The following is a 12487-nucleotide window of genomic DNA, read 5'->3' on the forward strand; positions in this document are numbered from 1 at the left end:
CCCTACGCAAGGTTGAACGAATGACGGAATCTAAAACCCCTCAGGTAGTGAGACTCGGGAAGCAAGACGGGGTTGGGATCATTGTCATCGACAATCCGCCAATCAATGCCGGGTCCCTGCAAGTACGCCTTGGGTTGCTGAAAGCCATTCAGGCAGTCGACTCCGATCCCAGTCTTTCGGGCGGCATACTGATAGGTGCCAGCAAAATGTTCATGGCTGGCTCCGACATTCGGGAATTCGGCGCCCAACTAGAAGACCCTCAGCTCCCTTCAGTAATTGCTGCGATCGAAAAGAGCGCGAAGCCATTTGTCGCCGCCATTGCAGGAGCCGCCTTGGGTGGCGGATACGAACTCGCCTTAGCCTGTGACGGCCGCATCGCAAGTGTCGAGGCCGTCGTTGGTCTCCCCGAAACCACCCTTGGCCTCATACCTGGAGCCGGCGGTACGCAACGTTTGCCCCGTCTGGTAGGGCGAGAAAAGGCCATCGAGTTCATCTGCGCAGGCAGTCGCTTAGGGGCTGAACAGGCCCTCAAGTTTGGCATGATCGACGCAGTCGCCCAAGGTGATCTGCTTACCGAAGCGCTAAAGCTCCTGTCGCGCTTTGGGTCCAACAAGCGCCGGGTGACCAGCATCGAGGTGCCGGACAGCGATCCAGTGGCACTGCAGAATGCCAAGACCGAGGCGCTAAAAGGGGGCCGCAATCGCCCGCATATCCATGCGGCCATCTCCGCAATCGACCATTGCGGGCGGCTTTCTGTGACAGAAGGGCTAGTCGCGGAGCGGGCGCAATTCCAGAAACTTAGGATGGGCCGAGAGGCCGCCGCGTTGCGCCATCTGTTCTTCGCAGAGCGCAGGGCTCTAAGGGTGCCGGAGCTGGCCGCTACGATGGCGAGGCCGATCCGAGTCGTCGCTGTAATCGGAGGCGGAACCATGGGTGCTGGGATTGCAGCGGCAATGCTCAGCTCCGGCAAGTCCGTATCGATCCTCGAGAATACAGCTGAGGCTGTGAAAGCAGCAAGAGATCGGGTGCGCAAGATTTTTCAGTGGCGACTTGATCGAGGCCGCCTGAGGGCCGAGGAGCTTGAACACCTTATGTGCCAGTTGGACGTCACAACGCTCAAGGACCCCATCGGCAAGGCGGATGCCGTTATCGAAGCAGTGTTCGAAGACGTTAGGGTCAAACGCCAGATCTTCGCGCTCCTAGGGGAGGTTGCAAGGCCTGATGCAATCCTTCTTACCAATACATCGTATCTTTCAGTCGCCGAAATTGCTGCCTCCTCCGGCCGTCCTCAAAGCGTCGCGGGAATGCATTTCTTCAGCCCGGCAGAGAAGATGCGATTGGTCGAGATTGTTAGACATTCTGAGACATCGCCAGAGGTGCTTGCCTCTGCCTATAGCCTTGCAATAGCCGCCGGCAAACTGCCTGTTCTTTCGAATGACTCTTTTGGCTTCATCGGTAACCGAATTTACGCATCGTACCGACGTCAATGCGAATACATGCTCGAAGAAGGGGCGCTCCCACAGCAAGTTGACAAAGCGCTCGAGGAATTCGGCTTTGCAATGGGGCCGTTTGCTGTGGCCGACATGTCGGGTTTGGACATTGCCTGGCGGATGCGACAGGCAACTGCGGCCGGCCGGGATCCCATGGCACGTTATGCAAGGATACCTGACCTACTATGTGAAATGGGGCGGTTTGGTCGCAAGACCGGCGCCGGATACTATCGGTACACCGAGGCGGCCGGGCCCGGTCAGGTCGACCAGGCGATTACCGACCTTGTCACAAGGACGTCGAGCGAGGCAGGACGTGTTCGACGCCTGTTCTCTCCGTCAGAAATAGTCGCGCGCGCCTTGGCAGCTATGGCGAGCGAGGCGGCGTTGGTAATTTCCGAGGGGGTCACAAATTCACGTTCAGACGTCGACCTAGTGCTGACAAACGGCTACGGCTTCCCAAAGCACGAGGGTGGCATAGTGTTCTGGGCAAGAAACCAACCTAAAGCCGAGTTAGAAGCTGCCTTCAGCCGCCTTATCGAAACTCAGGGACCCCATTATCAGGTGGGTCCGATTTCTGCCTTGTCACACGAAGACGATCGAAAATCTCATTGAGCCGGTCGGTGTGACGTAACGCAACTTGCCCGCACCAAGACAGCCGTTCGACCCAACGGAGAGAGAGAAAGCAGCCTAGCATGGCCGAGGCCTATATCTGCGACTACATCCGCACGCCGATTGGCCGCTTCGGCGGTTCCCTGTCATCGGTCCGCGCCGACGATCTCGGCGCGATACCCCTGAGGGCGCTGGTCGAACGCAACCCCGGCATCGACTGGCAGGCGGTCGACGACGTCGTCTTTGGTTGCGCCAACCAGGCGGGCGAGGACAACCGCAACGTGGTGCGCATGGCGCTGCTGCTGGCCGGCCTGCCCAAGGAAATCCCGGGCTCGACCGTCAATCGCCTGTGCGGCTCGGGCATGGATGCGCTAACCATCGCCGCGCGCGCCATCAAGGCCGGCGAGGCGGAACTGATGATTGCCGGCGGCGTCGAGTCCATGAGCCGCGCTCCCTTTGTCATGCCCAAGGCAGACACGGCGTTTTCGCGCAATGCCGAGATTTACGACACCACCATCGGGTGGCGCTTCGTCAACCCGCTGATGAAGAAGCAATATGGCGTCGATTCGATGCCCGAGACCGGTGAGAACGTCGCCGAGGACTTTTCCGTGTCGCGCGCGGACCAGGACGCCTTTGCCGTGCGCAGCCAGGACAAGGCGGTCGCGGCACAAGCCAATGGACGATTGGCCAAGGAAATCACCCCAGTGACGATCCCGCAGCGCAAGGGCGATGCGGTTGTTGTCAGCAAAGATGAACATCCCCGCGCCGGCACCACAGTCGAGGCGCTGGCCAAACTGCCGACGCCGTTCCGCCAGGGCGGCACGGTGACCGCCGGCAATGCCTCCGGCGTCAATGACGGCGCGGCGGCGCTGATCGTTGCTTCCGAAGCAGCGGTGAAAAAATACGGCCTAACGCCGATCGCCCGCATCCTCGGCGGTGCTGCCGCCGGTGTTGCGCCGCGCATCATGGGCATCGGCCCAGCGCCCGCGACGCAAAAACTGTGCGCGCGGCTTGGCCTGACGCCAAAACAGTTCGATGTCATCGAGCTCAACGAAGCCTTTGCCTCCCAAGGCATCGCCGTGCTCCGCGCCCTTGCCATTGGCGAGGATGCGGAGCACGTCAACCCGAATGGCGGCGCCATCGCACTAGGCCATCCGCTCGGCATGTCGGGCGCGCGCATCACCGGTACGGCGGCGCTGGAGTTACGCGAATGCGGCGGCCGTTATGCTTTGGCAACGATGTGCACCGGCGTCGGCCAGGGCGTCGCGATCGCGCTCGAGCGGGTCTGACGGTCGCTTCCGCCACAGTCCGGGTAAAGTGAGACAACGCCTTCATTCGTTTCGTATTGGAAGTAAAAAGCGCCACATCAACTCTCCGGCGCATGCTCTAACCTGTCATGTCGTGTTAAAGCGATGGAGAGATTCTACCCACGACCAGCATGTTGAGAAATGCGACAGTAGTGCGGGTGCAACTGCCCGTGAGCGCCCAATTTGGCATCACGTGGTCCAATTGTGGCGCTGACCACGACTGGCTACCAGAGCGCCCTTCTCCCAACGGCCGACAAATTCAACGGCTCCATTGTCTACAACGAGGCGAGCCGGCGGCAGGAACGCCGTCTGGTAGGCTGAGGGTCGCGATCCTAAGCGACTTGTTCGATGGTATGTGTAATGGCGGTGGCGCTGGCAGAAGGCTCGCACATTCGTTGCGGTATTGCCCGTCAGGTTATAACCCTCCCGAACAGCAACGTCTGTGAGGTGACGCCTCCTTCGGTCAGCTTGTACTGCGAATCTGCAAAGGCGCCGAAGTTTCGATGAACGGCCTCGGTGTTCGCGACAAGCATTCTCATCATGTCTTCCGGAACACCGACGTGTATCGCCAAGACGTATTGTCAAACGGGCGCCTCTGCCAGTCTCCATAACGCTCAAGAAGCTCAAGTCCGCTGATCTTTGCGAGCAAGTCGAGCTCGGTCGGATAGACATATCTGATCTTCAGCGGCAACGTCCGGCTTCCGGCCGGCGTGATCCAAAGGTCTTGAGAAATAAAAAGCTGTTGGTTCCGATCATGTTTGGTAAAACGCACTATCGCACTTCGCTCGTCTATATGCATAACGGTGGTTCTTTGGTCGGTGCGGATGCCGTCATCTGATATATTAGAAGTGTAAGGGTAATTTAAATGAACAACAAAGCGCCCGCGCGGCTTTAGAGACTTCACGACAGACTCGAAGCAGCCAAGTTGTTGCTCGACAGTCGCCAAAAGTGAGAAAGTGTTGCTAATGCAGTACACGAGATCGTATTGGGTGCCTAGGTCGAATTCTGCCATGTCGCCAAGGTGTGTCGTGACCGCATCGCCACTGCTCTTTGCGCGAAGCGCGGCAAGCATCCTCTCCGAGTTATCGAGACCGTGAACGGAAGCTCCTGTCTCAGAAAGGGGCAAGGCGATGTGGCCGTTTCCAACGCCCAATTCGAGTGCGGTTCCGTTCTTTGCGAAGGGTGCGAGAAAACTGACTGCCCGTGCATTCTCGACGGACACATTGAGCGCTTCCGTATATTCATCATAGATATCGCTCCAGATTTCGCCATGGGCGGTATAAGCATCCTTTATTTGCATGTGATCTTTCATGACGTTTTTCTCACTTACTTGTCCAACCAAATATGTTGAAATGGGTAGCTCCGGGGCTTGCCAGCTAGAGTTGCACTTCTGGTTTGCGCTACCTCAGATCATTCTGCTTCGCACTCGCGGGAACGGGCCTTCATTTGCCGGCACAAACTGCCCTCGTGAGTTATTCTCATCCAAGAAAATCTGCCTCGAGGCCGAACAAGATGGCGTTCCAAACGTGGAGAAGTGTCCGTGTTATTAAATTTCGCTCGATGTTTTCGGCGGAGGATTTCGATGTCTGTTGTTTCAAGAAACCGTTGGTAGCAAGAGCTTAACTCGAAGCGTGTGCGGAGAGGATCGCCGATCTTGAGCACGTCCTCGATTTCGAGGTCTTCCACCAAACCTTCCTTTGCCACGAGATGCTGAATCGTGTCTTGCGCCTTCGAGCTCGGGATCTGGCGGGTGGAGTCCGCTTTGGGGCGCAGCCAACGATGAGAATCGTCTGCCCGAGATCGACAAGGGCGACGAGCTCCTTTTTGATTGGCGGACTTGCCGACGCCCCCCTTCCCGTAGAATGCGATTTGACGCAGACCTGACACGTTGCTTCCTTCTTTCGTTCCATCCATCGGTTACCGGCGACATGAATACCGGTCGGCAGCTCCGCCACCACATAATGAAGGTCCCAAAACTCGTGCCAATTTGGTTGATCGAACCGAAGAAAATTGTGGCCGCTTTTCAGCTATTTAGTCTGAGTCAAAACGAGATACTGGCGAAACAGCCTTTGTCGCGAATCCGACAAACGCGACGGACGCGTCGGATAGCGTTACTCGATGCCGCTCTTGACCCCGCTGGAGGGCGACCGCTCGCTTCGTTGCAGTTGCGCGCTCGCTAGCGGCTTGACCACGCGCCGAACTCGGCCGTGGAAATTGCGGCGAGCCGGCACATGACACCGCTCCAAACGCCTCACTTCCGAGTAGTTGGCGCGTAGCGCCTATGTCTTTGTGCGGCAATCGGGCATGGATCAGCTCAAGCACTTGCGCATTCCCGAGAAGCCGGAGACGCCGGTACCCTGACACCGAGCCCTCGCGCCTCGGCTGGAAGAGCATGATTGTCATCGACGACGATCTCGGGCCCAGGGGCGGCACGGCACCCAGACTTCGAACGCCTGTTGGCGGCGCCCCGGGCGCGAGCCATCGAGGCTTCACGCTAGGCCCGCAATGGGCGAGCGAACTCGAACGCCGATCCAATGGCTGCCTTACGGCGGTTGCCCGGCTCGAAGATCAGATTCATTGCTTGCGCAACACGCAGCCGCGCGCCGTGGCCACGACGAACGCATGCCACTTATGACACCTGCCCCGCGGAACCATCCCGCGCTTCCGTCAAAACAGGCAGGCGGATCTTGCGCCGCGCTGAGGATATCGTCGTGCACATGGTGCTGCATTGGCAGGGAGGGGATCACGCGCCATTTGAAGTGCTGAAGAACCGGTCAAAACCGCTACCATACCGATGCGGCGACCGAACAACTGGCGCCCGAAGTCGCCCGCCTTTTTTGCCGGACTGTACCATCGCCCTTGGTCTCAATCGGCCGGGAATGCTCGGCCAGAGGACAGACCTGGACCCAGCTGCGTGTGCACAATTTCTGCGGCGCGTATCAAATCCCGGTTTACCATGAGGGCGAACGTGTGAAGCGCCATGAGCTTGTCCTGCGCGAAGCAACAGGCCGCCTCGGGGTCAGCAACATGATTGTTGTTCGCCTGATCTGTCAGATACATTCGTATTTGATGTAATGGGCCGGTTTTATGAACGGACGTGAGTCTGATGCGATCCACGATATCAAGTCTACGACTGTCATACCGTAATGGTGGAGCATTTTTTCGAAAGAACCATTTTTTGACAGTCCGGGAATATAATTACATTCTAGAAACCAAATTACGGAATCGTGCGACACCCTAAAATCGAAACGAGCCATATTGCAGAGGTTGATAGAAGACGCAACAGAGTGTGTCACTGACTGTATTATGGACGAAATTTCATCGTCAGTATCGATTACTGCCCTCTTCGCCGCGCTTCTCGATTGCTTTTGATCACGTCCGAAAAACTGCATGTTTGTTTCAATCTTTACGACAGGTAGCGGTATTGCTCCTGATGAACCGACTAAGCAACCGCAGGTATACTCGTCTCCCGGAATGAACTCTTGTAATAGGGCCGCACTATCATAGGCAAAAATCGCATGAAGAAGGGCCTCAATCTCCTGCTCAGACTGCTCAGGGTCGCGAAAAAGCCTAGCAAATAGCGATGAACCAAGTGAGTTCGGTTTCACTACAATTGGCCGTTGGAGTGACTTTGCGGTCTTGATTGCGTCCGCAGCATTTCCAGGGTTTACTAGCGTTGCCGTTGGCACTTTCACGATTTCGCTTGGCAATATCGAGGAAACGAACGACGACATTGCGTACTTATTCATCGTCAACGATGCGACACGTGGGTCGCCGAACGTGCCTCTTAGGCATGAAAGCGCCGCAAGCGTCTGAACTCCTCCGTCTTCGCCAAACTGTCCGTGCAACAAGTTCACAATGTATTCATTACGAGATTTGATTGTATCAAAAGTCACGAGCAATGAGCGCCCAGAACGAGCGTTCGTATCATAAAGATATCCCTGAAGCTCAGAAATCGTGAAAGCTCTGTGAAATCGAATTGTTCGGACTAGGCCATCATTACGGCTAACATGATACAAATATCTTACAGAGAATGGTCGTTCGGCATCAGGAATAGCCAAGTAGGAGGAGATGATGTTGGTTAACGATGAGATAGACCCATCGTACTCCGTCGAAATTCCACCGAAGATGAATGAAACTTGAAGAGGCATTGTCGTTCCTTAGTCGTTGACGGATATTATAGTAGACTAAGTGGAAGCCGTTCTGTCGCTACCAGCCCGGGCGACCTGACTAAGCGCCAGAATCAGAAGAGTTACGCCGATATCAAGCCCTTGCGATCCTCCGAGTGAATAGCCGGATGTAGACTCCTGCGACTCTTGATGATTAGCCTCACCACCGCCGACATCTACGACCGTGCCGGGGCTCAGGCCATCCTGGACGGCATCCTCCAGCGTTGCTCCTGGGAGAAGCATCTGTTGGCCGCCACCGCCCATGACTGGCCGAAGCTCTTGGACAAAGCCGCCTATCCCGACTTCTTGGTCATGCGTCGATCCAACGACCAGAAGGAGTTCCAGATCCCGCGTTGCCGCGGGGTCGTGGTCGAGCGCACCTTCAGCTGGATGGCGCGCTGGCGACACCTCGTGCGTAATTATTAGGAGGGTATCGATGTTTCTCACGCCATGATCCTTGTCGCATGTGTAGAAACCTCATCCGGCGAAATATCCACCCCTGACTTTTCACAACAGACTTTTATCTGACAAAATTCCGTCATATTTCCTCTCTCGTTGTAGCCATAGTAAACACGACGAGCGATTCTGACCGTATTTTAAGCTGCGACGTTGAAGGAAAACCCACACGTTCGTGTTAGACCTCGTCAGATGTCGATTGTGCATTGAGTAAAATCCTGAAACGTTAGACATGGGTATGCCAGAACGACAGTCACTCTGTTTGGCTATCGCAGGGCCTACAAGAATTAGGGAACGTCAACATCAAGGCCTGCGGCTAAGCTCAAATCGGCGAAAGTTATAGCGTTATCCTATTCGCGAAGGGTCGGGAATGGTGTGATCGACCAATCAATTAAATCGACGGCGCGCTGAAGTATAGCCTCAGTCCGAGCGAGGCTGGGTGAAGTGGCGACGACACGGCCGATGGGGTCTCCGGCATCGCCTTTCCTGAGGATCGACGTTTTGGGTTCGATATACAATTTTACGTCGGCGACACCTGATACAGCAGCGGCCCGACTGTCGCCCTCGATCCAATCGAGGGTCCCATCACTATCGGGCACCAGGTTCCGCGAGGCCGCAGTGTGGGAATTCGTTCTGCACAGGTTCCACTGGTCGCCGATGACAAGCCTGACGTGCTCGGTGATGAGATCGATGCCGTAAGCCAGTTGGACCAGTTGAGGATCCGGCGCGCCAGCAAGACGTGGATTGACTTCTATGACGACTGGCCCACGCTTCGTCCACCTAAGTTCAATATTAGATGGCCCCCAGCCAAGGTCAAGAACGCGTAGACTGTTCAGCGAAACATCGGCGATACGGTCTTGCTCGTCGTCAGTCAGCAGGGCCGGGAAGGTCGTCTCGCGATAGACGAAATGCGGTGGGGGGCTAAAGTCAGCAGCGGCGATCCCAACGACCTCATCTCCCATTGTGTAGGCGCAGTAATAAGGGCCTTGTGCGAATTCTTCAACCAGTATCCTCGGTGCACATCGCCATATGTGCGTCCCGCCCAACAGATAGGTCGTATGTTCGGCTAAGTCCTCGGCATTGCGGCACAACCGGACACCACGGCTGCCGCTGCCGACGGCTGGCTTAACAATCACCGGCAGGCCGATTTCCGCGGCAGAGTTTTCTACGTCCGCCGCATCTGCCGCCGCACGATAGGCAGGTATTGGAACGCCGGCGTGCGCGAGGAGCTGACGTTGAACGAATTTGTCGCAACATCGTTCAATGGATGCGGGGTTCGGCCCCGGCAAATCGAAATGCCGGCAGATCTTGCCAACGGTCGCATAGACTGCCTCCAAGGCGCTCGTGACGCCAACAATCTCATAGGTGGCAGATAGGCGGGAACATTCGCCGATAAGCGCATCGAGATTAGTTGTATCGACACGGATTGCCTCAAGCCTTTCCGCCGCAAGATAGTCGTACTGAGTCGGATCAGCCGACAGCGTAATTGGATGAAGTCCAAGGCGCTGGGCCGCCTTCGCGTATAGGAGACCATTACCCCGCGGATGGCCTTCAAGCAAGATGAGCGCTTTTCTTGTCATTGGCACTTGGACTCCGACGTTGCCTGCCGTGCGGTGATCAGGATGAATCGGCATCAGCTTTTTAGTCGTGCTCGACTTCAGATTTTGCTGTGAACGTACCATTGCCAGCGATTTGTAGTCGCAAAGGTTTTGTAAATTTGTTTGAAGGTTTTGTTGCAGCGGCTGAACTAGTCTTGTTCCGTTTGACGTACGGCTTCTACATATTGGGGTGGAATCAGTCGCACGTCGTGGCTAGGACGAGCCAACTCCCGAGCCCAATGATGGGCGCTCGAGCAAGCTTCCGTCCCGACGAGACACGGAGAAAGCCGGGCAAAGAATACGATCAGCTCGCTGCGACTAAGCCGCCGCCGTAAGACGGCGTGTCCAGAAGCATCCACACCGTGGACTCAAAGACGAATCTGGCGATATCGATACCGAGGCTGACGACAGGCATGACGAGCTCCTTTTGGTGTCATGGGGTAGATGTTCCTCCATTTCCACACATCGGAAGGGAGCGCCCCATGCCATCAAACGGGCAGTGCAGCGGGCCAGATAAATGACTCTGGAAACGATCAGCCAGATGAGCGACGATCCCCTGATCAGCTTGTCAACTGTGGCGCACTGATCAGCCCGGCCCATGCCGGAGAGCACGGCGACCAATACCGCCAACTACACCACGCCGCGGGACGATCCCTCCTCGCACTCTGTATGCCTGAGACGTCGTCTTTCGCGACGTCAATTGGGTTACTGAAGCTTGACAAAACTGTGCCGTAACGAACGGAGGCAATTGGAAACGAAAAGCCAATTGATTGAATTAATACCCTTTTTAGTTGGCATGCCTCTTGCGATTTGAGCAGCGAGGTTGCTTCAGGAACGGAGCCGTTGGATGTCTTAGTGCCAAACAAGACGTCTCTTTACGGTCAATGGCAATGGAAAAGGTGATGCAGAAGACATGCTGGGCGAATGGGAAATTGCCAGGTGAAAGCGCGCGGGTCACCAGAGTTATCCGTTCAGTTCTATGGCGAACCACCTCAGCGGACTCTCGTGGAAGCCGGAAGCACAGCAATATCGGAGGTGAAACATACCGGCGCGCTCCAGAGAAATTCAAACGCTCGCAGGAATTCCTTTCATGTGATTTGAGCTCGATGGATTTGAGCGCTTTCACCCTCGGAACCGCAATCCGGCGCCATATCTCAAGTAAATGGCAATAATAATAAAATGAAATTGTGTGAACAAATAAACGGAGAGTTTAAGATGCCTGACGAATTCAGATTTGGCGATAACTGGGCTTCGATCTACGAAAAATTTACCAGCATACGAGGCAAAGTAAATGAAGCAGTCGAGACTGCCGCTCTCCTTGAGCAATATTCCAGCGGAGGCAGTGCTCTTGAACTTGGTATCGGCGACGGACGTGTGGGAGTGCCGTTGAGCGAGCGCGGTGTCAGGGTGGAAGGTATCGACAATTCAGAGAGCATGTTGAAACTTCTCTCCAAGCGCACCAATCTGATCAAGGCTTGGAAAGGAGACATTGCCAATTTCCGATCAGAGCGACGGTACAATCTCGTGTATTGCGTTTACAGCACGTTCAAGCTGCTCCTCACGCGCGAGGCACAAATAGCTTGCCTGCGATCTGCCGCGGAGGCACTGGATAATGAGGGGGTTTTGGTGATGGAATTGGGTGTGCCGGCCCTGGACGGTTTCGTTAACGGGCAGAAAACTACCACGCTATTCGTGGATCACGAGAATACAATTCTCAACTCAGATATCCACGATCCGCTCAACCAGACCTTGGTTTCAACCCTTCTTTGGTTCTCTGATACATCGGTGACACGTTCACCTCATCGCACCCGGTACGTTTATCACCAGGAACTCGATACGATGGCCGAATGTGTGGGACTGAAGCTAGCGGAACGTTGGGGAAATTGGACGAGAGGCACGTTCACTGAAGGATCCAAACGTCATATCTCAGTTTACCGTCGAAACGGGCCATAGTCCAGGCAATTTTCCGCAGCCGATTGCGGTGAGTAGTCTTCTATAATGGGCCGTTGCTCGTCAAGTCCCTTCGAGTGATCATCACGCCGCAAGGACCATGCTTCTGTCCGAGGTCAGGACCAAGACTGCCACCTCATGCCATCAGATCCATAGCCGGCAGGTCAATCTAAGACGCGCCAGCGCTGGTCAGCGCCCCCAACATCCTTAGCCGCCGTATCAATCCGGCCGAGCGCGCAAGCTCAGTCCTTTTTTCCGATGCCGCCGGCGGCCCTGGTGATTGGTCCGTGCGAGGATACTGTGATTGATCCCGATCACCGTGGCGGACGAACGCGCTTGACAAGATAGGGCCGGCCCGTTCAATTCGGAGCATTCACCAGGGGAGTCCCGGCAAGGGGCTGAGATACTGCTGGCTTTTGCGGCGCAGTGACCCGTTGAACCTGATCCAGTTCATACTGGCGTAGGGACGGTGCAAGCGCTTTGCGGGGAGTTCACGCCCGAAGTCCTGCTTCCAAGCAGGTAGATCAAAGCGTCTTTTCATCCTTCCGGCACAGAACTGGGTCTCCAATGCATGAGCAAAGGAGCCTCAAGATGAATGCCCTCACCCCCGCCGTGTCGACGGGACCATTGCCTGCCTCACGGAAAATCCACAAGTCCGGCGTCCTCCATCCGCACATAAAGGTGCCGATGCGCGAAATCTCCGTCCATCCGACGGCGGGTGAACCGCCCGTCACCGTCTATGATCCGTCCGGCCCCTGTACGGACCCGACTGTCGAAACCAGCATCGACACGGCGAAGCGCATGAGGTTGCCGCCGCCACGCTGGCCGAACTGCTTGCCGCGCTTGACTATGAGGGCGATTGGCTGGCAACGGCGGTCAACAGCGACCTCGTGCACAAAGCCAACCGG

At 56.0% G+C, this 12487-nt stretch carries 9 protein-coding genes, 3 pseudogenes and 1 riboswitch; of the genes and pseudogenes, 6 read left to right on the forward strand and 6 right to left on the reverse strand.

Annotated features, from left to right (window positions below; genetic code table 11):
- Positions 1 to 20 precede the first annotated feature (20 nt).
- Positions 21 to 2102 carry a 3-hydroxyacyl-CoA dehydrogenase NAD-binding domain-containing protein gene (locus tag OHD58_RS29835; RefSeq protein WP_263807215.1) on the forward strand — a complete coding sequence of 694 codons (2082 nt, stop codon included), beginning with the start codon at positions 21 to 23 and terminating at the stop codon, positions 2100 to 2102.
- Positions 2103 to 2182: 80 nt separating this feature from the next.
- The gene (pcaF, locus tag OHD58_RS29840; RefSeq protein ID WP_263807216.1) at positions 2183 to 3388 is read left to right on the forward strand and encodes a 3-oxoadipyl-CoA thiolase; all 1206 of its coding nucleotides are present in this window, start codon (positions 2183 to 2185) and stop codon (positions 3386 to 3388) included.
- 428 nt (positions 3389 to 3816) lie between these two features.
- Here the strand turns inward: pcaF and OHD58_RS29845 are convergent, their stop codons facing one another.
- The 4 genes from OHD58_RS29845 to OHD58_RS29860 form a co-directional block, all read right to left on the reverse strand.
- Entirely contained in the window at positions 3817 to 3945 is a 129-nt protein-coding gene (locus tag OHD58_RS29845) for a hypothetical protein (RefSeq protein WP_263807217.1), read from the reverse strand.
- Positions 3945 to 4718 carry a class I SAM-dependent methyltransferase gene (locus OHD58_RS29850; protein WP_263807218.1) on the reverse strand — a complete coding sequence of 258 codons (774 nt, stop codon included), beginning with the start codon at positions 4716 to 4718 and terminating at the stop codon, positions 3945 to 3947. The genes OHD58_RS29845 and OHD58_RS29850 overlap by 1 nt, the downstream gene beginning before the upstream one ends.
- Before the next feature lie 98 nt (positions 4719 to 4816).
- On the reverse strand, positions 4817 to 5320 hold the full coding sequence (locus OHD58_RS30880; RefSeq protein WP_354494818.1) for a hypothetical protein: 504 nt from the start codon (positions 5318 to 5320) through the stop codon (positions 4817 to 4819).
- Between the two features lie 1136 nt (positions 5321 to 6456).
- The gene (locus OHD58_RS29860; RefSeq protein ID WP_263807219.1) at positions 6457 to 7557 is read right to left on the reverse strand and encodes an ATP-grasp domain-containing protein; all 1101 of its coding nucleotides are present in this window, start codon (positions 7555 to 7557) and stop codon (positions 6457 to 6459) included.
- 168 nt (positions 7558 to 7725) lie between these two features.
- Between OHD58_RS29860 and OHD58_RS29865 the strand changes: the two genes are divergently transcribed.
- Positions 7726 to 8001, forward strand: a complete 276-nt coding sequence (locus OHD58_RS29865) for a hypothetical protein (RefSeq protein ID WP_263807220.1) — start codon at positions 7726 to 7728, stop codon at positions 7999 to 8001.
- A 380-nt stretch (positions 8002 to 8381) separates the two neighbouring features.
- Here the strand turns inward: OHD58_RS29865 and OHD58_RS29870 are convergent, their stop codons facing one another.
- A complete protein-coding gene (locus OHD58_RS29870) occupies positions 8382 to 9611 on the reverse strand; it encodes an ATP-grasp domain-containing protein (protein WP_263807221.1) in 1230 nt (409 codons plus the stop codon).
- A 171-nt stretch (positions 9612 to 9782) separates the two neighbouring features.
- Positions 9783 to 10044 (reverse strand): annotated as a pseudogene (locus tag OHD58_RS30885) (IS110 family transposase); the annotation flags it as partial.
- 800 nt (positions 10045 to 10844) lie between these two features.
- Here OHD58_RS30885 and OHD58_RS29875 point away from each other — a divergent pair.
- The 3 genes and pseudogenes from OHD58_RS29875 to OHD58_RS29885 all read left to right on the forward strand — a co-directional run.
- Positions 10845 to 11582, forward strand: a complete 738-nt coding sequence (locus OHD58_RS29875) for a methyltransferase domain-containing protein (protein ID WP_263807222.1) — start codon at positions 10845 to 10847, stop codon at positions 11580 to 11582.
- 176 nt (positions 11583 to 11758) lie between these two features.
- A pseudogene (locus OHD58_RS29880) lies at positions 11759 to 11876 on the forward strand (3-oxoacyl-ACP synthase); the annotation flags it as partial.
- A 71-nt stretch (positions 11877 to 11947) separates the two neighbouring features.
- A riboswitch (TPP riboswitch) is annotated at positions 11948 to 12064 on the forward strand.
- Between the two features lie 106 nt (positions 12065 to 12170).
- Positions 12171 to 12368: pseudogene (locus OHD58_RS29885) on the forward strand (phosphomethylpyrimidine synthase ThiC); the annotation flags it as partial.
- Positions 12369 to 12487 lie beyond the last annotated feature (119 nt).

The sequence above is a fragment of the Mesorhizobium sp. ZC-5 genome, assembly GCF_025753855.1.
GTDB lineage: Bacteria > Pseudomonadota > Alphaproteobacteria > Rhizobiales > Rhizobiaceae > Neomesorhizobium.

Coding starts and splice junctions, on each gene's coding strand:
- OHD58_RS29835 (WP_263807215.1), top strand. CDS start 21: ATGACGGAATCTAAAACCCCTCAGGTAGTGAGACTCGGGAAGCAAGAC.
- pcaF (WP_263807216.1), top strand. CDS start 2,183: ATGGCCGAGGCCTATATCTGCGACTACATCCGCACGCCGATTGGCCGC.
- OHD58_RS29845 (WP_263807217.1), bottom strand. CDS start 3,945: ATGAGAATGCTTGTCGCGAACACCGAGGCCGTTCATCGAAACTTCGGC.
- OHD58_RS29850 (WP_263807218.1), bottom strand. CDS start 4,718: ATGAAAGATCACATGCAAATAAAGGATGCTTATACCGCCCATGGCGAA.
- OHD58_RS30880 (WP_354494818.1), bottom strand. CDS start 5,320: ATGGATGGAACGAAAGAAGGAAGCAACGTGTCAGGTCTGCGTCAAATC.
- OHD58_RS29860 (WP_263807219.1), bottom strand. CDS start 7,557: ATGCCTCTTCAAGTTTCATTCATCTTCGGTGGAATTTCGACGGAGTAC.
- OHD58_RS29865 (WP_263807220.1), top strand. CDS start 7,726: ATGATTAGCCTCACCACCGCCGACATCTACGACCGTGCCGGGGCTCAG.
- OHD58_RS29870 (WP_263807221.1), bottom strand. CDS start 9,611: ATGACAAGAAAAGCGCTCATCTTGCTTGAAGGCCATCCGCGGGGTAAT.
- OHD58_RS29875 (WP_263807222.1), top strand. CDS start 10,845: ATGCCTGACGAATTCAGATTTGGCGATAACTGGGCTTCGATCTACGAA.